We start from the raw sequence: 18529 nt of genomic DNA on the forward strand, positions 1-18529 counted from the left end.
CGCCGCCCGCTGGAGACTGCCGATTACCGCTGGATCACCTGGGGCCGCTTGATCTTGGCCTGCAGCTGCAGGATGCCGTAGAGCAGCGCCTCGGCTGTGGGCGGGCAGCCGGGCACATACACATCCACGGGCACGATGCGGTCACAACCCCGCACCACCGAATAGCTGTAGTGGTAATAGCCGCCGCCGTTGGCGCATGAGCCCATGGAGATCACGTAGCGCGGCTCGGGCATCTGGTCGTAGACCTTGCGGATGGCGGGCGCCATCTTGTTGGTCAGGGTGCCGGCCACGATCATCAGATCGCTGTGGCGCGGGCTGGAGCGCGGGATGATGCCGAAGCGGTCCAGGTCGTAACGCGCCATGGCGGCGTGCATCATCTCGACCGCGCAGCAGGCCAGCCCGAAGGTCATGAACCACAGGCTGTCGGTGCGTGCCGCCTGCACCACCTCGTCCAGCCGGGCCAGCACAAAACCGTCGCGCTCCATGGTGGGCGCATCTGCCATGGGGGAAGAAGAGTAAGTAGCCATGGCGGCATCGTCGCCACAAGTCGCCGCGCCGTCTTGAAGCAAAGCGACATGGACCGCTGTGACACCAAGAACGCCAGACACTCCGGGCCCTGCGACAATCCCCGGGCATTTCGCAGCAGATCCGGCGTCCCCGCCAGCGCACTTATGCACAAAATTGGAGCATCCTCGTACTAGGCGCGACTTCGTACGGCAACTTGCAAACAAACCTCGCCACGACGCTAAGTGCTTGATTTATATGGCGTTAAATCCCCTGCTTTTTTGACAGGCAATCCAGCCAAAGCACGAATTGACAAGGACTTGCGGAGCAAACCCAAGGGATATCAACAAAGTTATCCACAGAAATTCTGAATTTCTTACAAATTCCTTGTCAAATCAAGCACTTGCAGGCCATATCGAAGAAACGCATGAACATGGACTCACGCCGCTAGCACAAAAAGGGGGCAACCTGTCCTCTTGACGAAGTCCTGCTGTCCGACTTATGCACACAAAACGTGATGCAGCGCAACATGAAGACGCTGAATCGGCCTAGCACAAAAATCTGGGGCAAATTTCTTCAGATGATTGATTCATAACGATTTTTTTGGAGTGCTGTATTTCCGGGCAATCTGTTCGCAGCCAGCATTCATGCGGCTTGGGCGGGGGTCGGGACAGGATGTCAACAAAGTTATCCACAGAAATCCGGGATTACTCACACACCCACAGCAAATCAAGCACTTAGCCGCCAAAGCTCCAGATCACATCCACAACGCGCACTAAGCCTATTTCTCCTCCATAGCTCGTGTCTATGCCCTCCTCCCTCGTCCACGTTGCCCTGCAGACGCCATCGCACAGCGGAGTCGGCGACCTGCTGAGCTACGCCAGTGAGCGCCCGCTCTCACCGGGTACGCTGGTGCGGGTGCCCTTGGGCACGCGCGAAGTGCTGGGCGTGGTGTGGGACGCCGACGAAGCCCCCGGTGAGCTGCCCGATGGCGCCACGCTGCGCCCCATTGCAGGTGTGCTGGAGGGCGTGGCGCCCCTGGATGCGTCCTGGCGCCGTCTGGTGGGGTTTGCAGCACGCTACTACCAGCGCGCCTTGGGCGAGGTGGCCCTGGCGGCCCTGCCCCCTCAACTGCGCGACCTGCGCCCCGAGCAGTTGGCACGGCGGCTGCGGCGCCCGGCCAAGGGCGCAGGAGACACCTCACGCACTATTGAAAACATAGCACTCAGCGCAGAACAAGAAAGCGCCAGGGCCCGAATTTCCTCAGAAAAAGGGCCTTTCCTGCTGTTTGGCAGCACCGGCAGTGGCAAGACCGAGGTGTATCTGCGTTGCGTGCAAGAGATGCTGGAGACCGACCCCACCGCCCAGGCGCTGGTCATGGTGCCCGAGATCAACCTCACCCCCCAGCTGGAAGAGCGCTTTGCAGGCCGCTTCGCTCCGCGCTTCGGACCCGGTGCCGTGGCTTCGCTGCACAGCGGCATGACCAACCCGCAACGCCTGGCCAGCTGGCTGGCCGCGCACAGCGGCAGCGCACGCATCGTGCTGGGCACGCGCATGGCGGTGTTCGCCAGCCTGCCCGGCCTGAAGCTCATCGTGGTGGATGAAGAGCACGACCCCAGCTACAAGCAGCAGGAGGGCGCGCGCTACTCCGCGCGCGACCTGGCCATCTGGCGCGGACGCGAGCAGGGCGCGAAGGTGATCCTGGGCTCCGCCACGCCGTCGCTGGAGAGCTGGTACGCCAGCCGCCCGGCCACGGCCGAAGACCCAGAAGGTGGCCGCTACGTGCGGCTACACATGCCCAGCCGCATTGGCGCCGGTGCCCTGGCCCGTGTGCGCCGGGTGGACATGAACCAGCAGCCCCGCCGCACCGTGTTCAGCGCGCCGCTGCTGCAGGCCATTACCGAACGCGTGGCGCGTGGCGAGCAGAGCATGATCTTGCTGAACCGCCGGGGCTACGCGCCCGTGCTGCACTGTGTGGACTGCGGCTGGAAGAGCGACTGCCCGCACTGCAGCGCGCACCAGGTGTTCCACAAGACTGACCGTACCCTGCGCTGCCACCACTGCGGCCACACGGTGCGCGTGCCGTTTCACTGCCCGACCTGCGGCAGCCCCGACATCCACCCCATGGGCAAGGGCACCGAGCAGCTCGAAGAACAGCTCGGCACGCTGCTGCGGGAGGTGCTGCGACCCGACCGCACGCCCGCCCGCATCGCCCGCATCGACGCCGACACCACCAAGGCCAAGGGCGCGCTGGAGGCGCAGTTGGCACAGGTGCATTCTGGCGAGGTGGATGTGCTGGTGGGCACGCAGATGATTGCCAAGGGGCACGACTTTCGGCGCATCACGCTGGTGGCTGCGGTGCAGCCCGACGGCGCACTGTTCAGCAGCGACTTCCGCGCCGCCGAGCGGCTGTTTGCACTGCTGATGCAGGCAGCGGGCCGCGCCGGGCGCGACGCCGCCTACATGGCCGCACAAGCGGTGCATGGCACGCAGCCCGAGATGTGGGTGCAGAGCTTTCACCCCCAGCACGCCGTGTTCGAGGCGCTGCGCAAGCACGACTACGAAGCTTTTGCCGCCCAGCAGCTCAAGGAGCGCGAAGAGGCCGCCATGCCCCCGTTCTCGTACCAGGCGCTGGTGCGGGCCGATGCGCGCACGCAGGAGGTGGCGCAGGGCTTTCTGACTGCGGCCACCGCCGCCGCCCACGCCGCGCAGTTGCCGGGTTTGCCCGATGGCACGGTGATCCTGTTCCCGCCTGTGCCGCTCACGATCCAGCGCGTCGCCAATGTCGAGCGCGCCCAAATGCTGATGGAAAGCAGCAGCCGCGCCACCTTGCAGCGCTTTCTGGCCGCATGGCAGCCGATATTGCAAGCCACACGCAGCCAGCCGGAGCACAAGGGGCTGATCCGCTGGCTGGTGGATGTGGACCCGCTGGCGATCTGACCTACGTCAGCCTGGCAAACCGTCGTTGTACACCTTGATATAGCAGATACCGTTGGGCTGAAGCACGAGACCCACGGTACATTCCGGCGTAAAGCCTGTAGGTGGAAGCAATGTCAACCCGGTGATCACACTGACTCCCGTCACCCGCTGCGGGCGATCTGTCAGATTCTGAGCGGTGTAGATGTGGAAATAATCCCCGAAGAACAGCTCCGTGCTGTGAGGAATGTTGGCAACACCGCCTGGCGGCTGATCCAGTGCGATCTCTACGGGCGCCGGCTCTGCAACCGCAGGACGATTCCAGAAGGCCGCAGACAAGGCTCCACAAGCTACAAGACCCAAAGCCCACATCTTCAGCACCCGCCGGTTCTGCGCGCGGATCGCGTAAAGGGCCACGGCAGCCAATACAACCGCCATGCCGATCAGGGCCCACTCGGACATCGTTGGCACATTCGAGGCCGCAAAGGGTGCATAGGAGACACTCCCCATGGATTGGGCTGCTGCCCTCTGCGCCACCAGCAATCCCAGGACCATCGCAGCAACAGACCTTGCACCCAACAAAACTCGCGTCATTCTGAATTCCCTCAATGTAAATCCACAATTGTTACAAGGGTTTATTGGCTCAGCAAGCAAGTTATTGCCATTCGCGCACGCCATCATTTGCGCATTGCTTTCGTCCACAGGAGACAACGATGACCCCTGATCACTTCACCGAACTTCTCGCCCAGGAAGGTTTCGCTGAGCCCGTCCTTGTCGAGCGTGAAGCCAATGGATCCTGGGACGAGCACTCCCATCCTCTCGAGGCCAAGGCACTCATTCTTTCGGGGGAAATCCGCATCTGCACCGCGAACGGGTCAGAGCACACCTTCCGCAAGGGCGACGTGTTTCATCTGAAGGCCCATGAACCTCACTCGGAGTTCTACGGACCGACCGGCGTGTGCTATCTGGCGGGCCGTAAGGTCGGCATCTGAGCGCTTTGCCACAGTGGGGCTGGCCCCTCAGACGCCTGCACCGAGCGCGCTACCGCTAAAAACTTGCGTTCAACGGGCCTAGCCTCAATACTGCGGCCTTCAAACGGCACTCGTTGGCGCCCGAGTGCAAACCCGAGGGCCTTCCGTTGTAGCAAGGAGGTTGCTTCTCGCCTTGCGTCGCTCCTTATTGAGAAAGCCCAAGTCATGACAGCAACAATTGTTCGTGCACTCATTGTGTTGTCTCTTATGGCGGTGGGCGTCTCTGCAAGCGCCCAGAACCTCCTTGCCAATGGCAATTTTGAATCGGGGCTGGCAGGCTGGAATACATGGACGGCGCCGCCCGGCTTCTGGGACGGGGCCTGGATACACAGCAACGACTGCGATATCTGGGTCCCAACCGTGTGTCCTTTCGGTAGTGGCGGTACGTCCCATTCCCAGAAGAAGGGTAGCGGTGCTGGCAATGCACACGGGGGCCTTTTCCAAACTCTCGCTGTTACCCCGGGTCGTGTGTACAGACTTCGGGGGATGTGGTCGGGGGGCGTGACCGGTAACGCGGCTGGCAACGCCAGCTGGTGGGAAGTTGTGGCTTACAACGGCGCTGTGGGGGCGGCGACCATCGACGCAGCTCCCGGTCCCATGGATGTGTTGATAGCCCGTCGCGAGGTATCAAATCTTGCGCTCAATGGCGTCTTTCAGTTTCAGTGGGAACCTTTTAGCGGCACTTTCACAGCCTCGTCTAACCAAGTAACCATTGCACTGAAGACTGGCAGCTTTTTCACCCTCGATGCAGCTGGCTACCACGATGACCTTGTGCTTGAGGAGGTGACGGCAGTCCCTGTCAACGCCTCCTGGGCTTTGATGACTCTCGCACTCGCTTTGTTCGCTACCGCCATGTGGCGGTACCGCAGCCACATGGCCCGCAAGTAGACTCCCTACTGATTTGAGGCAAAGCCCCTGCTGGAGACTCCACAAGCCAGCCCCATACGTTACGAGCCACTCCCCTTATGCTGTCAGGTGAGCAGCGCTACTGCGGCGGAGAAGCTCAGGAACGCCAGCGCGGTGGACACCAAGATGATGCGCGCCACCCGCCCGTTGTTGGCGCCGAATTTCTCGGCCAGCAGCGACACGTTGCTGGCGCTGGGCAGCGCCGCCAGCAGCACCATCACCGTGAGCGCAAAGGGCGTGAGCGGCACCCCCAGCGCCATGGCCGCCGTGCCTGCGCCCCACACCAGCAGCGGGTGCACCAGCAGCTTGGCCAGCGCCACCGGCACGTAGTCCCGTGCAGGGACCTGCTCGTGCTGGTTCATCTGCGAGCGGGCCAGCACGGCCCCAATGGTGAACAGCGCGACGGGCGAGGCCGCGTCGGCCAGCATGGCGATGGTCTTGTCCACCGGACCCGGCAACTTGAACTGCAGCGCCGATGCGAGCGCGCCCAGCGCAATCGACCAGGGCATGGGGTTGGTGGCCATGCCCCTGAAAGCACTTTTCAGCGCCACGCCCACGCCGTGGGTGCCCGCCCCATCGAGGCGCGACAGCGCAATACACAGTGAACTGGTGATGACCATGTCCACCACGATGGTGACGATGGCAGGGCCCGCGCTCTGGGCACCCAAGAGGGCCACCAGCAGCGGCACACCCATGAAGCCCGTGTTCGGGAAAGCCGCCACCAGCGCACCAAAGGCCGCGTCGTTCCAGCCGATGCGCGCGTTGCGCGTAAGCGCCACCGTGGCGCCCACCATGACCAGCGCACACAGCACATACACGCCGGCCACGGCCGGGTCCAGCAGTTGGTGGATGGGTGTGCTGGCGCCAAAGCGGTACAACATGCACGGTAGCGCAAAGTACAGCACGAAGGCGTTAAGGCCCGGGATGGCAGGTTGCGGCAGCACGCCGCGCCGTGCGGCGAGGTAGCCACAAAGCACGAGCGCAAAGAAGGGGAAGGTGACGAGCAGGACGGACAGCACAGCCCGATTGTCCTTGTTGCGCCAGCAGCCAGGGTCTGCGGCGCCCGGGGTGGTCAGCGCAAAGTCAGGTGGGTGGGCTCGCGGGTGGCGAGCGCAGGCATCCGCTTTTTGTTATTGCTTGCGCTGGATGATCAGGTTGCGCTTGGCATCTTCCGGGTAGGCAAAGGTGATGGCGCCGTTCTTGACCATGCCCATGACCAGCATGTTGCGCGTGATCGCGTCCTTGTCCTGCGCGCTGAAGGGCTTGTCGTAGGTGGTGACCACGCCGTAGTAGGTCTTCATCTTGCCCTCCAGCGATTCCTTGATGGCCTTGCCGTTCAGGTTGCCGTCGCGGATGCCGAGGAACGAGTACATCAAAAGATAGGTGGCGTCGTAGGCGTTGGCTGCCGCCATGGGCACAGCCACCTTGCCTTGGTACTTGCGGGTGTAGCTCGACAGGAACGATGCACGGCGCTCATTGCTGGGCTCGGCGATGAAGGTCTGCACCATCAGCGCGCCCTCGGCCGCGTCCTTGGCGCCTTCGAGGAAGAAGGGGAAGGACAGCGGCCACGGCCCCACCTGCGGCACCTTCCAGCCCAGCGCCTTCTTGCCGTTGGCAATGGTGGCGTTCTCCGGCCCCACGGTGTAGCTGTAGACCACGTTGGCACCCGCGTTGCGCGCCGCAGTCAGCTCGGCCGTCAGGTCCTTCACCCCCAGGTCAAAGCGCGCCACATGCACGGGCTTGAGGTTCTTGGCGGCCAGTGCGGCCACCACATCGTTGTAGCCGCCTTCGCCATAGCCGGTCTTGTCGGCAAAGATGGCGACCTTGTCCCAGCCGCGTTTGACGATGTCGTCCACCAGGAAGGGCGCCTGGATCGCGTCGCGCGCCTGCACGCGGAAGATGTAGCTGTCGGGCGCGGGATATTTGGCCGTCACGGCCGTGCCTGTGGCGCAGGGCACGATGAGCGGGCTTTTGGCGTCCTGGAACAGGTCGATGGCCTTGAGCGCCACGCCGGTGTTGCAAAAGCCAATGGTGGCGACCACTTTCTCATTGAGCAGTTCCTGCGACACCTTGCGGCCTTGATCGGGGTCGGCCCTGTCGTCCTTGATGACCAGCTCCAGCGGGCGGCCCAGGTAGCCACCCACGGCATTGATCTCGTCCACCGCCAGCTTGATGCCATTGAGCATGGGCACGCCAAAGTCGGCCGACGGCCCCGTGAACGGCCCCACCACGCCGATGCGCGCGGGGGCGTTGCCCCCCACCTGCGCATGCGCCACCCGTGGCAGCAACGCCGCACCCGCCAGCACACCGGCAGCCGCCAGGGCGGACCAGGCGGTCCATGCAGGCAGTGGCAACCGACGGCGGCCCGCCCGGGGCGCGGCGGCAGTCAGAGCGATGGAAGGCGGGGTGGCAGGGTTCATGGCGGTGCTCGGTTCACAACACTCCCCTCCCGGCAAAGGGAAGGACTCGCCAACCAGTATCAAATTGTGAAAACAAAGCCCCTAGCGGGGTTTCCCGGAGCACAGGGCCCGCGCACGGGTCCGGCAGCGGCCCCGTCAGCAGCCTGTCAGGCGCTCGTCGCGCATGGGGCGGCGGCCGATACCCTCGCACCGCAGCTGCCAGGGGCGCGCCGGTATCATTGCGCCCTTGCGCGGCACACCCCTCGGTTTGCACCCCGCGCCCGTGGCGCCCACCGCCCCGCGCCCTGCCCGGTTTCCGCCCTCCGCCCCTTCCTGCCCTCACCCTCTCCATGTCTGCCGGTCTCAATCTCGCCCAGCTCCAGGCTGTCCACTACACCGACGGGGCCTGCCTCGTGCTGGCAGGCGCGGGCTCGGGCAAGACACGGGTGATCACGATGAAGATCGCCCACATGATCGAAAAGGGCATGGACCCCAAACGCATCGCGGCCATCACCTTCACCAACAAAGCCGCCGCCGAGATGCGCGAGCGCGCCAAGGGCCTCATCGGCCGGCGCGCCAAGGATGTGCTGGTGTGCACCTTCCACGCGCTGGGGGTGCGTATGGTGCGCGAGGACGGCCATGTGCTGGGCCTGAAGCCCCAATTCAGCATCCTCGATGCCGATGACGTGACGGGTATCCTGAAAGAAGCCTCGGGCGGCACCACCGACATGGCCACGGCGCGCCAGTGGCAGTGGGTGATCAGCAAGTGGAAGAACATGGGTCTGACCTCCGAACAGGCCCTGGCCCAGGCGGCGGACGACAACGAACGCATCATCGCCACGCTGATGGCCCGTTATGAAGAGCGCCTGGCGGCCTACCAGAGCGTGGACTTTGACGACCTGATCGGCATGCCGCTGCGGCTGCTGCGCGACTTCCCGGAGGTGCGTGCCAAGTGGCAGGCGGCCCTGGGCCATGTGCTGGTGGACGAGTACCAGGACACCAACGCCACGCAGTACGAGCTGCTCAAGCTGCTGGTGGGCGAAAAGGGACATTTCACCGCTGTGGGCGACGACGACCAGTCCATCTACGGCTGGCGCGGCGCCACGCTGGACAACCTCAAGAAGTTGCCGGTGGACTACCCCCACCTCAAGGTCATCAAGCTGGAGCAAAACTACCGCTCCACCAGCGCCATCCTGCGTGCGGCCAACAACGTGATCGGGCCCAACCCCAAGCTGTTCCCCAAAACCCTGTTCAGCGAACTGGGCGAGGGCGAGCCGGTGCGTGTGGTCGATGCCGACAACGAGGAGCACGAAGCCGAGCGCGCCGTGGCCCGCATCCAGAGCCTGCGCGCGGCCAGCAACCCGCCGCCGGACTGGAAGAGCTTCGCCATCCTGTACCGCGCCAACCACCAGGCCAAGCCGTTCGAGAAGGCACTGCGCAAGGCCAACATTCCCTACAAGGTCTCGGGCGGCACGAGCTTTTTTGACCGCGCCGAAATCAAGGATCTGTGCGCCTGGTTTCGCCTCTGGATCAACAACGACGATGACCCGGCGTTTTTGCGCGCCATCACCACGCCCAAGCGTGGCATCGGCCACACCACACTGGCATCGCTGGGGGCCTTTGCCACCCAGCACAAGCAAAGCATGTTCGGCGCGCTGTTCAACGGCATGCTGCCTGCCGCTGTGCCCAAGCGCGCCATGGACGGCCTGCACGAGTTTGGCCGCTACATCAATTACCTGGAGTACAGCGCCCGCCGCACCCATGGCGCCGAAGAGGCCCGCGCCTTTTTGAACGAATGGCTCAAGGAAATCGGCTACGAGCAGCACCTGTACGACAACGAAGACAGCGAAAAAGTGGCGGCCGCCCGCTGGAGCAACGTGATGGAGTTCTGCGACTGGATGGCCCAGCGCGCGGGCGGGCAGATCGACGATACGGCCGGTGCCGTGGTGGCCAAGGAGACCAAGAGCCTGCTGGAGGTGTCGCAGACCATTGCACTGCTCTCCACCATCAGCGAGCGCGAGCAGGAGCAGGACATGGTCACGCTCTCGACTCTGCACGCCAGCAAGGGGCTGGAGTGGCCGCATGTGGTGCTGGTAGGTGTGACCGAGGGCATGCTGCCCTTCAAGCTGGACGACGACGAAGGCCGCCAGCAGAAGGTGACCGACGACGTGCTGCAGCGCCTGCAGGAAGAGCGCCGCCTGATGTACGTGGGCATCACCCGCGCCCAGCGCACCTTGGCCGTGAGCTGGACCAAGCGCCGCAAGAAGGGCCGCGAAATGGTGGCCGCACAGCCCAGCCGCTTCATCGCCGAAATGGGCCTGGACAAGACCACCGCCCGCGAAGACCCGCGCGAAAAGCTCAAGGCCCTGCGCGCCGAATTTGCTGCCAAGGCCCAGGCCACCACTGCGGCCAACGCGGCTGCGGCCGCCAACCCGGCGCCCACTGCTTGAGAGGGCGTACGCACATGGCACAACACCCCGCCACCGATACCACCCTACGCCCCGCCCTGCCCCGTGGCCGCAGCGCCTGGGGCATTGCTGCGCTTTTGATAGCTATCAGCGCTTGTCCTACAAGCGCCATCGGCCAAAAAGGTCCACAATCCACCGCGGCATGCCCAACGGCGGCAGACATGGACCACCAACACCTGCAGGGCCAATGGCGCGCCGAGCTGCAGGCCCCTGCGCCGGGGGACCAGCCCACCTCAGCCACGCTGCAACTGGGCCCGCACCCCGAGCTGGCACAGAGCGTGCGTGGCACCGTGGTGCGCGGCGGCACCACGGCCCAGGTCAGTGGTGACGTCGATGGCGGCGACCTGACCCTGGAAGAATCGATCAACGGCACCAACATCAGCGCCACCTGGACAGGCCAGGTGGTCGATGGAAGTTGCGGCAAGGAAATACGCGGAACATGGAACAACGCCCACCCCACCCCCACCACGCCGTCGGCACCGTTTGTGCTGCGCAAACAGGCGGTCTGGCAATGAGCGCTGCAACGCGCGTGCCCGCTGCGCCCCATCGGCACCGCTCGCTGGCCCTGCTGCTGCTGGCCGCCCTGGCCCCGGCCGGCGCGGCGCTGGCGCAATCAGCCCCAGCCACAGCCACTGGCGCCGCAACAGGGACCGACGCCGCCCTGCGCCGCTGCACCGCCCTGTCCAGCGACAACCAGGCGCGCCTGGCCTGCTTTGATGCCTGGGCGGCCGACCAGGCGCAGGCAGCTCCTGCGGGTGGGCAGGCCTGGCAAGCCCCGGCGGCATCAGCCAACGCCAGCGGTGCAACGTCCTCGTCGGCCGTGCCACCACCGGTGGACGCCACGCTGCCCGCCACGCGCATCATCGACGTGGCCCGCACCGAAGGCTGCCGCGACCCGCAGTACAGCGACCTCTCCCGCTTCTGGGAGCTGGAGACGGGCACGGACTGCGGCACGTTCAGCTTCCGCGGCTACCGCCCGATCACGGTGTCGGTGGTGGCATCGAGCAGCGTGAACCGCCAGCCCACGTCGGATGCCGACGGCAACTCGGCCACCGACTCCACGCCGTACCGCCGCACTGAAAACCGCATCCAGCTGTCCGTGCGTACCAAGATCGCCCAGGGCATGCTGACCCAGGGCCACCCCACGCTCAAGGACTCGCTGTGGTTTGGCTACACGCAGCAGTCGTACTGGCAGCTGTTCACGCCCGAGATCTCGCGCCCCTTCCGCGCCACCGACCACGAGCCCGAGCTGATGTACGTGTACCCCACCACGGCGCAACTGCCGTTTGGCTGGAAGTGGCGCTACAGCGGCATCGGCCTGGTGCACCAGTCCAACGGCCAGAGCAAACCCCTGTCGCGCAGCTGGAACCGCGCGTACCTGATGACCGGCATCGAGCTGGACAACCGCTTCAGCGTGAACGCTCGCATCTGGAAGCGCATCCCCGAAAGCGCGGGCAGCGACGACAACCCGGGCATCAGCGACTACATCGGCCGGGGCGAACTGTCGCTGCTGTGGAACGTGAACAAGGACAACACCCTGGGCGCCACCGTGCGCCACACGCTGGCCAGCAGCGACCGGGGCTCGGTGCGCGTGGAGTGGCTGCAGGCCCTGGGTTCCGGCCTGTTTGGCAGCAAGAGCAACCTGCGCCTGCACACCTCGCTGTTCAGCGGCTATGGCGACAGCATGATCGATTACAACCGCAAGCGCACGGTGTTCAGCGTGGGGTTGAGTCTGGTGGATTTCTAGAGGCCATCCCCCTGAGGCGCTGAGCGCCTTCACCTCTTCACTCGAACGGCTGCGCCGTTCGGGAAGGGGGACGCAGCCCTCGCGGCGGGGCGGCCCTTGCTTGGCTGCACTGGCTTAGGCAGCGCCAGTTGCGTACACCTCCTCCGGTAGAAATGCCGAGCGCAGCCTGGAGCCAGACGGGCCAAATGCCGCGCTCACAACTCGTTACGACATCCTCCTCAAGTTTCCCTGGATGGCACCGACGTGCGGCCACAATGTCACGCGCACAGAAACCGGCGTGGCCCCCAGTGAGAGGCGTTCAAAAAGAGCCCCTTTCCCACCGTTTTACCTGCCATTGCCTGCAGCGTGCCCCTCGACAATGCCGACAAAGAGGAACACACCCATGGACATGCAATACCAGCTCAAGGCAGGCAGCTATTACCTGTATGACATGCGCGAGGCGCCCAGCGCCGTCACGGGTGAACGCCGCTTCAAGCTCAAGACCGACACCGTGGCCATCGCGTTCGACAAGCACACGGGCGAGGTGCACCAGCATGGCAGCCCCACGCGCATCCAGTCGTGGGCCAACAACACCCGCCGCCGCCTGCGCGCCGCCGGGGCGCAGGACGTGGCCAACGACATCGTGGTGGTGTCGGGCCCACTGCCCGTGGATGAACTCAACAAGTGCCTGTGGGTGCGCGGCTATGTGCGCCGCATGTTCTCGCGCCTGGCCACCCTGCCCCATGGCAAGCTGCAGCGCCCGGCGGCCGAGCCGTTCCGCAAGGCGGCCTGAGCCCGACGCCTCTTCATCCCGTTCCCCCTCAGGGCCGCGCACAGCGGCCCCGGTCGTTTTGGGGGGCCGAAACGCTTCAGGGCCTCAGACCTCGGCGTCCTCGGCCACGTCGCTGTCTGCGCCCTCCAGCACCTCGGCGTGTTTGACGATGGTCACCGGCACGGGGCTGGCATGCGCCACCTCCTGCGACACCGACCCGAGCAGCGCGCTGGTGATGGCGCCCTGCCCCTTGGCGCCGATGATGACCATGTCGCAGCCCGAGCGCTCGATCATGTCCACCAGCGTGTGCGCCACATCACCCACCCCCACATCGGTTTCGTAGGCCACCCCGGCGGCATCGAGCAGCGCGCGCGCTGGCGCCATCAAATGCTGGCCCGCCTCCAGGCTGGCGGCGGCGATCAGGTCGGGGTCACGGGTGGTCACCAGTTCGTACAGCGTGGCGGGCTCCTGCACGTTGGCCAGCACCATCGTGGCCTGGAGCCCCTGGCGCACCAGCGCCAGCGCGTGGTGCACGCCATCCAGGGAGAGTTCGGAGCCGTCCACGGCGATGAGGATCTTGAGCATGGGGTTCTCCTTGAGTGAGTACAGACCAGTGTAGCGACGCCATCGACCAGCGCCAGTCCAATCCCTTGCGGCAGGTCAGCCCGGCCCGTCTGGGACAATGCGCCCCATCATGCTGCAGTTCGACCTCCTCAAAACCGACCCCTCTAGCCACGCACGCCGTGGCCAGCTCACGCTCAACCACGGCGTGGTGCAGACCCCCATCTTCATGCCCGTGGGCACCTATGGCACCGTCAAGGGCGTCATGCCGCGCAGCCTGCACGACATGGGCGCGCAAATCATCCTGGGCAACACCTTCCACCTGTGGATGCGCCCGGGCCTGGACGTGATGCAGAGCTTTGGCGGCCTGCACGGCTTTGAAAAGTGGGACAAGCCCATCCTCACCGACTCCGGCGGTTTCCAGGTCTGGAGCCTGGGCGCCATGCGCAAGATCACCGAAGAGGGCGTGACCTTTGCCAGCCCCGTGAATGGCGACAAGCTCTTCATGTCGCCCGAGGTGAGCATGCAGATCCAGACCACGCTCAACTCCGACATCGTGATGCAGCTCGACGAGTGCACGCCGTACGAAACCAAGGGCCACAAGACCACCGAGGCCGAGGCCCGCAAGAGCATGGAAATGAGCCTGCGCTGGGCAAAACGCAGCCAGGACGAATTCCACCGCCTGAACAACCCGAACGCGCTCTTTGGCATCGTGCAGGGTGGCATGTTCAAGAACCTGCGCCAGGAGTCTCTGGAGCGCCTGGTCGAGATGGACTTCCCCGGCTACGCCGTGGGTGGTGTGAGCGTGGGCGAGCCCAAGGACGAGATGCTGGACATCATGGCCCACACGCCCCACCGCCTGCCCGCGCACAAGCCCCGCTACCTGATGGGCGTGGGCACGCCCGAAGACCTGGTGCAGGGCGTGGCCGACGGTGTGGACATGTTCGACTGCGTGATGCCCACCCGCAACGCACGCAACGGCACGATGTTCACGCGCTTTGGCGACCTGAAGATCCGCAACGCCCGCCACAAGGCCGACCACAAGCCCATGGACACCAGCTGCACCTGCTACGCCTGCGCAGGCAGCTCGGGTGTGTCGTGGGACGACGGCGGGCGCGAAGGCTTCAGTCGTGCCTACCTGCACCACCTGGACCGCTGCGGCGAGATGCTGGGCCCCATGCTCACCACCGTGCACAACCTTCACTACTACCTGAACCTGATGCGCGAGGTGCGCGAGTCGCTGGAGGCCGGCACCTTTGCCCAGTTCCGCGCGCAGTTCAAGGCCGACCGGGCGCGCGGCGTATGAGCGGCAGATTCGCTCCCCACCAGCTTGCTATGTTTTAAATAGCACACCAGGCATGATCCACTAGCGCATCGGGCCAAATCATTCCAAAAATCCTGCGCCATCTGCTGCACTGGCCCCTGCGGGCCCTCACGGGCCTGGGCAGCGGCCTGCTCGCCCTGCTGATCCTGTTCGAGGAATGGGGGTGGGAGCCATTGCAGCGCCTGCTGGCGCGCATCGGCCGCTGGCCGGGCCTGCGCTGGATCGAGGGCTGGGTGCGCTCCCTCCCGCCCTGGGCGGCGGTGGCCCTGTTTGCGCTGCCCACCGCGCTGCTGCTGCCGATCAAGCTGCTGGCGCTCTGGGCCATCGGGCGCGGGCATGTGGTGCTGGGCATGCTCGTCATCGTGCTGGCCAAGGTGGTGGGCACGGCGGTGGTGGCGCGGCTGTTCACCCTCACGCAACCTGCGCTGATGCAACTGCGCTGGTTTGCCTGGACCCACGCGCACTGGATGCAGCTTAAGCACGCCGTGCTGGAGCGTGCCCGCGCGTCGTGGGCCTGGCGCGTGGCGCGGGTGATCCAGCGGCAGTGGAAGAAGCGGTGGCGCCAGCGCTGAGGAGCCCCCCCCCCGGAATCCACCCTGCGCCGCGCTGGCATCTGTCACCTGTCACTTCTTTCGGCCACCATACGGGGGGACGGAGACCACCCGATCTGATCCGCTCCAACAACTGCCATCACACGACCGCCACGCAGCGCCATGGGTTTACAGCTTGACCTCCCCACCGTCCTCCTGCTCTACAAGACCGCTCTGGTCGCCGGCGCGCTGAGCATCTTCCATGTCAGCCCGCATTCCTGCCGTCCGCAAGGGCTCCGGCCGCTGGCGGCGGCCTACCTGCTTCTGGCCGTGGGCGCCGAGCTGGCGGGCCAGGGCGAATACAAAGTGCTGCCCCAGTGGCTGTGGACACACACCAGCCTGCTGCTGGGCACGCTGGGCTATGCGCTGTTCTGGGCCAGTGTGAGGACCCTGAGCGGGCGCCGGCGGGTGCCCCTGCCGCTGCTGGTGGCAGTACCGGGCGGCTGGCTGGCGCTGGGCATTGCCACGCAGTTTCCGCTCGACAACCTGCTGCGTGCGGGCGCCTTCCACCTGACGGCCGCGCTGGCGCTGGCGGCGGCCGCCCACGAGGTCTGGCGCGACCGCCACACCGAGCCCCTGCCCTCGCGCGGCTTGCTGGCCGGGCTGCTGCTGACCAGCGCCTGTCTGTTTGCACTGCAGCTGTTTCTCATCGCCACGCACGCCACCAGCCCGGTCGGTTTTGCCCGGGCGTTCTACGCACAGATGTTCTGCCACTTCGGCGTTGCACTCATGGTGTCGTCCCTGTCCAATGAGCGGGCCGAGGTGCGGCTGCACAAGGTGGCCCAGACCGACACGCTCACCGGCATCGGCAACCGCCGCTGGCTCATGTCCATGCTGCCGGCGCAGCTGCCGGTGGGCAGCGCCATTGCGCAGCTGGACCTGGACCATTTCAAGCACATCAACGACCGCTTTGGCCATGCAGCGGGCGACCGCGTGCTGCGCGCGGCGGCCGAGGCCCTGGGCGGCGAGTTGAGAGGATCGGACCTGCTGGCCCGCTGGGGCGGTGAAGAGTTTCTGGTGTACTTGCCCGACGCCACGGCCGAGCACGCAGCCGCCGTGGCCCAGCGCCTGTGCCGCGCGGTGCAGAACATCCGCCTCACCTAAGCCGGGGAAGGCATCTCTGTGACCATGAGCATCGGCATGGTCTGCGTGACCTCGGGCGGCGGGAGCTGGGCCGAATGGCTGGCCGCGGCCGACCAGGCGCTGTACGACGCCAAACATGCAGGCCGCAACCGCGTGGTGGTGGCCGCTGGGCGCAAGACCTGAGCCCCACCTGCCGCACAATCCCGCCCCATGCCTGCCGCCCACCAAGCCCCGTTGAATGAAGCGCTGGAACTGGCGTTCAACCTCGCCCCCGTGGGCATGTGCGTCACGCGCGAGCGCCACATCGAGATCTGCAACGAAGCCTTTGCCCGCATGTTTGGCTATGAACAGGCCGAGCTGCTGGACCAGCCGCTGGCGCCGCTGTATCCGTCGCTGGACGAATTCACCCACACCGGCAACCTGGGCCTGCCCGCCATGATGGACACCGGCAGCTACAGCGACGAGCGAGTGATGCGCCGCCGGGACGGCACGCTGTTCTGGTGCCATGTGGTGGGCCGGGCGCTGGACCGCGCCCAACCGTTTGCGCGAGCGGTGTGGATGTTTGAAGACATCTCGCACCGCCGCGTGGTCAGCACCCCGCTCACGGTGCGCGAGCGCGAGGTGGCGCAGCACATCGTCACCGGTGCCACCAGCAAGCAGATTGCCCGCCACCTGAACATCAGCCACCGCACGGTGGAGGCCCACCGGGGGCGGATCATGCGCAAGCTGGGCGCCACCAGCACGGGCGAATTGGTGGCCCTGCTGTTGGGCATGCCCTGACACCGGGGACAATCGGGGCCCGCACGCCTTCGCTGCCGACATGCCGCCCACCCTGCCCCGCCTTTTTGCCCCTGCCCGGACCGTCCCACCGCCCGTGGCCTGGGCAGGCCTGGCGCTGCTGATCTTTGCCGCCTGCCTGGTGGGCATCTTTGCGAGGCCCATCGGCTTTTTGTCGGCGTTCTGGCCGGCCAATGCACTGCTGCTGGGGCTGCTGGTGCGCTACCCGCATCTGGCGCGGCCGCCCGCCTGGGTGGCGGCCGCAGTGGGCTATGTGGCAGCCGACCTGGTCACCGGCAGTGCCTGGGGCATGGCCCTGTGGCTCAATGCCGCCAACCTGCTGGGCGCCACCGCCGGTTGGCTGGTGCTGCGGGGGCTGGACGAGCGTATCCTGCGGCTGCAGCGCACCGTGGCGGCGCTGTACCTGCTGCTGGCAGCCCTGGCGGCCAGCGCGGTGGGTGCGCTGGCAGGCTGCGGCGCGGCACCGGTGTATTTCGACTCTCCGTGGACGGACCTGCTGTCGCTGTGGTTCAGCACCGAGCTGATGAACTACATGCTCATCGTGCCCGTTGTGCTGGCTGCGCCGCGCGCGGCAGATCCCCCCTCGCACACCCAGGACACCCCCCTGTTCTGGCGCGTCGCACCCGTCAGTTCGCTGGTGCTGGCCGAGGGCATCCGCACGCTCATCGGCGGGCCCGGCATGCTGGCTTTTGTCGTGCCCGGGCTGCTGTGGTGTGCGCTGAGCTACAGCGCCTTCACCTCCAGCCTGCTGTCGCTGGTGGTGTGCCTGTGGACCATGGCGGGCGTGGCCACGGGTGTGCTCAATTTCACGCCGGCCCATGCGGGCGATGTGTTCTCGCTGCGTGTGGGCGTCACGCTGCTGGCCCTGGGGCCCCTGGCCGTGGCCTGCGCCAGCGCGGCACGCGCCGAGGCCCTGCGCCGCCTGCACCATGCCGTGCGCCATGACGACCTGACAGGCGTGCTGGCACGCCGCGCACTGCTCAAACAAGGCGATCGCCTGCTGGAGCGCTACCAGCGCGAATCCACCGGGCTGGCGGTGATGATGGTGGACGTGGACCACTTCAAACAGGTGAACGACCAGCATGGACACGGCGCAGGCGACCGGCTGCTGGTCAGCATTGCGCAGACCATGGCGCGCGCACTGCGCGCCGACGACGTGCTGGGCCGCATGGGGGGCGAAGAGTTTGCCGCCGTGCTGCCCGGCGTGTCCCCCACCGAGGCCCAGGCCATTGCCGAACGGGTGCGCAGCGCCGTGGAACGGCAGGCGCTGGACGCGACGCTGGGCGGCCCCCAGCGGGCCACCGTCAGCATCGGCCTGGTGCACAGCGCCACACTGGGCGCAGAGGCCGATATGGACACCCTGCTGCTGGCCGCCGACACGGCGCTGTACCGCGCGAAGGCCGAGGGGCGCAACCGGGTGATGGTGGGCTAGGCCAAGCCCCGCATTGGCC

Annotated in this window: 17 protein-coding genes and 1 pseudogene; 13 read left to right on the plus strand and 5 right to left on the minus strand. The window is 66.0% G+C overall.

Annotated features, from left to right (window positions below; translation table 11 throughout):
* Nucleotides 1-23: 23 nt before the first annotated feature.
* Nucleotides 24-485 (minus strand): NADH-quinone oxidoreductase subunit B family protein, encoded by a 462-nt coding sequence (locus tag C8C96_RS01010; protein ID WP_369817519.1) that lies wholly within the window; start codon nucleotides 483-485, stop codon nucleotides 24-26.
* Nucleotides 486-1311: 826 nt separating this feature from the next.
* On the opposite strand from C8C96_RS01010, the gene priA reads away from it, so the two are divergent.
* Nucleotides 1312-3444 carry a primosomal protein N' gene (gene priA / locus C8C96_RS01015; protein WP_121941143.1) on the plus strand — a complete coding sequence of 711 codons (2133 nt, stop codon included), beginning with the start codon at nucleotides 1312-1314 and terminating at the stop codon, nucleotides 3442-3444.
* A 6-nt stretch (nucleotides 3445-3450) separates the two neighbouring features.
* On the opposite strand, the gene C8C96_RS01020 is transcribed toward priA, so the two are convergent.
* Nucleotides 3451-4014, minus strand: a complete 564-nt coding sequence (locus C8C96_RS01020) for a midcut-by-XrtH protein (RefSeq protein WP_158605737.1) — start codon at nucleotides 4012-4014, stop codon at nucleotides 3451-3453.
* Between C8C96_RS01020 and C8C96_RS24965 the strand changes: the two genes are divergently transcribed.
* The 3 genes from C8C96_RS24965 to C8C96_RS01030 all read left to right on the plus strand — a co-directional run bounded on the left by C8C96_RS24965 (nucleotide 3929) and on the right by C8C96_RS01030 (nucleotide 5339).
* Nucleotides 3929-4144: a hypothetical protein gene (locus C8C96_RS24965; RefSeq protein ID WP_199737565.1), complete on the plus strand. Its 216-nt coding sequence runs from the start codon at nucleotides 3929-3931 to the stop codon at nucleotides 4142-4144. The two genes, C8C96_RS01020 and C8C96_RS24965, sit on opposite strands and share 86 nt — an antisense overlap.
* The gene (locus C8C96_RS01025; RefSeq protein ID WP_121941145.1) at nucleotides 4134-4412 is read left to right on the plus strand and encodes a cupin domain-containing protein; all 279 of its coding nucleotides are present in this window, start codon (nucleotides 4134-4136) and stop codon (nucleotides 4410-4412) included. Before C8C96_RS24965 ends, C8C96_RS01025 begins: the two co-directional genes overlap by 11 nt.
* Nucleotides 4413-4616: 204 nt before the next feature.
* Nucleotides 4617-5339 carry a hypothetical protein gene (locus tag C8C96_RS01030; protein WP_121941146.1) on the plus strand — a complete coding sequence of 241 codons (723 nt, stop codon included), beginning with the start codon at nucleotides 4617-4619 and terminating at the stop codon, nucleotides 5337-5339.
* 83 nt (nucleotides 5340-5422) lie between these two features.
* On the opposite strand, the gene C8C96_RS01035 is transcribed toward C8C96_RS01030, so the two are convergent.
* Both C8C96_RS01035 and C8C96_RS01040 read right to left on the minus strand, forming a co-directional pair.
* The gene (locus C8C96_RS01035) at nucleotides 5423-6376 is read right to left on the minus strand and encodes an AEC family transporter (RefSeq protein ID WP_056065542.1); all 954 of its coding nucleotides are present in this window, start codon (nucleotides 6374-6376) and stop codon (nucleotides 5423-5425) included.
* A gap of 111 nt (nucleotides 6377-6487) precedes the next feature.
* Nucleotides 6488-7777: an ABC transporter substrate-binding protein gene (locus tag C8C96_RS01040; protein ID WP_121941147.1), complete on the minus strand. Its 1290-nt coding sequence runs from the start codon at nucleotides 7775-7777 to the stop codon at nucleotides 6488-6490.
* Nucleotides 7778-8106: 329 nt separating this feature from the next.
* Between C8C96_RS01040 and C8C96_RS01045 the strand changes: the two genes are divergently transcribed.
* From C8C96_RS01045 to C8C96_RS01060, 4 genes are all read left to right on the plus strand, one after another.
* Nucleotides 8107-10206, plus strand: a complete 2100-nt coding sequence (locus tag C8C96_RS01045) for an ATP-dependent helicase (RefSeq protein ID WP_056747936.1) — start codon at nucleotides 8107-8109, stop codon at nucleotides 10204-10206.
* A 179-nt stretch (nucleotides 10207-10385) separates the two neighbouring features.
* Entirely contained in the window at nucleotides 10386-10739 is a 354-nt protein-coding gene (locus C8C96_RS01050; RefSeq protein ID WP_233584126.1) for a hypothetical protein, read from the plus strand.
* Nucleotides 10736-11971 (plus strand): phospholipase A, encoded by a 1236-nt coding sequence (locus C8C96_RS01055; protein ID WP_121941148.1) that lies wholly within the window; start codon nucleotides 10736-10738, stop codon nucleotides 11969-11971. Before C8C96_RS01050 ends, C8C96_RS01055 begins: the two co-directional genes overlap by 4 nt.
* Nucleotides 11972-12353: 382 nt before the next feature.
* On the plus strand, nucleotides 12354-12743 hold the full coding sequence (locus tag C8C96_RS01060; RefSeq protein WP_008903515.1) for a hypothetical protein: 390 nt from the start codon (nucleotides 12354-12356) through the stop codon (nucleotides 12741-12743).
* Between the two features lie 84 nt (nucleotides 12744-12827).
* Here the strand turns inward: C8C96_RS01060 and C8C96_RS01065 are convergent, their stop codons facing one another.
* Nucleotides 12828-13307, minus strand: a complete 480-nt coding sequence (locus tag C8C96_RS01065; protein WP_121941149.1) for a universal stress protein — start codon at nucleotides 13305-13307, stop codon at nucleotides 12828-12830.
* Nucleotides 13308-13416: 109 nt separating this feature from the next.
* On the opposite strand from C8C96_RS01065, the gene tgt reads away from it, so the two are divergent.
* From tgt to C8C96_RS01090, 5 genes and pseudogenes are all read left to right on the plus strand, one after another.
* Nucleotides 13417-14589, plus strand: coding sequence for a tRNA guanosine(34) transglycosylase Tgt (gene tgt / locus C8C96_RS01070; protein WP_121943816.1), 1173 nt, complete (start codon nucleotides 13417-13419; stop codon nucleotides 14587-14589).
* Nucleotides 14590-14780: 191 nt separating this feature from the next.
* The gene (locus tag C8C96_RS01075; protein ID WP_108499368.1) at nucleotides 14781-15179 is read left to right on the plus strand and encodes a hypothetical protein; all 399 of its coding nucleotides are present in this window, start codon (nucleotides 14781-14783) and stop codon (nucleotides 15177-15179) included.
* A gap of 141 nt (nucleotides 15180-15320) precedes the next feature.
* Nucleotides 15321-16463, plus strand: a pseudogene (locus C8C96_RS25375) (diguanylate cyclase).
* A gap of 27 nt (nucleotides 16464-16490) precedes the next feature.
* Complete coding sequence (locus C8C96_RS01085; RefSeq protein ID WP_121941150.1) at nucleotides 16491-17060, plus strand: PAS and helix-turn-helix domain-containing protein; 570 nt, start codon at nucleotides 16491-16493, stop codon at nucleotides 17058-17060.
* A gap of 40 nt (nucleotides 17061-17100) precedes the next feature.
* A complete protein-coding gene (locus tag C8C96_RS01090) occupies nucleotides 17101-18510 on the plus strand; it encodes a diguanylate cyclase (RefSeq protein ID WP_121941151.1) in 1410 nt (469 codons plus the stop codon).
* Nucleotides 18511-18529: the final 19 nt, after the last annotated feature.

Source organism: Acidovorax sp. 100 (assembly GCF_003688355.1).
Classification (GTDB): domain Bacteria; phylum Pseudomonadota; class Gammaproteobacteria; order Burkholderiales; family Burkholderiaceae_C; genus Acidovorax; species Acidovorax delafieldii.